The organism is Xenophilus azovorans DSM 13620, assembly GCF_000745855.1.
In the GTDB taxonomy this organism is placed as follows: domain Bacteria; phylum Pseudomonadota; class Gammaproteobacteria; order Burkholderiales; family Burkholderiaceae_C; genus Xenophilus; species Xenophilus azovorans.
On the sequence record NZ_JQKD01000133.1, the window covers coordinates 1 to 1,209 of the forward strand.

Annotated in this window: 1 protein-coding gene; it reads left to right on the plus strand. The window is 65.4% G+C overall.

Annotated features, from left to right (window positions below; all coding sequences use genetic code 11):
- The coding region (gene tnpC, locus Q392_RS26395; protein ID WP_038215717.1) for an IS66 family transposase at window positions 1-1,146 on the plus strand (1,146 nt) is incomplete at its 5' end.
- Window positions 1,147-1,209: the final 63 nt, after the last annotated feature.

Consider the following 1,209-nt stretch of genomic DNA (forward strand, 5'->3'; position numbering starts at 1 on the left):
GGCGAAGACGTGGCCGAGAAGCTCGACTACCAGCCTGGCGTCTTCACGGTGGAGCGCCACGTGCGCGGCAAGTGGGCCTGCCGCGACTGCGAGAAGCTGGTGCAAGCCGCTGTGCCGGCACACGTGATCGACAAGGGCATCCCGACCGCGGGCTTGCTTGCGCAAGTGCTGGTGGCCAAGTTCCTGGACCATCTGCCGCTGTACCGCCAGGAAGCAGTCTTCGAGCGCGCCGGGCATCTGATCGCCCGCTCGACGCTCGCGCAGTGGGTGGGCGAGTGCGGTGCGCAGCTCCAACCGCTGGTGCAGGCGTTGGCCGACGAGCTGCGGCGACATGCGGTGCTGCACGCCGACGAGACGCCGGTGGCGATGCTCAAGCCGGGCAACGGCAAGACGCACCGCGCGTACATGTGGTCGTACTGCACGCCAAGCAGCAACCCGACCAAGGCAGTGGTGTTCGACTTCAGCGAAACCCGTAGCGGCGAGAACGTGCGCGAGTTCCTGAGGCTGGATACCCCGAGCGCCTGGAAGGGCACCCTGGTCACCGATGGGTTCAGCGGCTACCGAGCTTGCTTCGACAAGGGCGTGACCTCGGCGCAGTGCATGGCACACGCCAGGAGGAAGTTCCACGAACTATGGGCCAACCACAGTAGTGAGGTCGGGCGCCAGGCACTGCGCTTCCATCAAAGCCTGTTTCGCATCGAGCGCGAAATCGAGAACAAGCCGGCCGAAGAGCGAAGACGAATACGGCAGCGCAAGTCGCGGCGGGTGCTTGCCGTGTTCCACCGCTGGCTGGTGGCGCAGCGCCAACTGGTGCCGCCGGGTTCCGCGACGATCAAGGCTATTGACTACAGCCTGAAGCGCTGGGGCGAGCTCACCCACTTCGTCGATGACGGCGACGTGCCGATCTCGAACAACTGGGTGGAGAACCACATCAGACCGATCGCGCTGGGTAGATCGAACTGGCTGTTCGCCGGCAGCCTGCGCGCGGGCAAGCGGACGGCGGCGATCATGAGCCTACTGCACTCAGCACGCATCAACGGGCACGAGCCCTTTGCGTATCTCAAGGATGTGCTCGAGCGGCTGCCGACTCAACCGGCCAGCCGAGTTGAAGACCTGCTGCCACACCGCTGGAAGCCGTCTGCCTGAGCGCAATCACCGGCTACACGCTCGCCCGCTCGGGGGCAAGGTGACTTGGCCAGACGCATACGT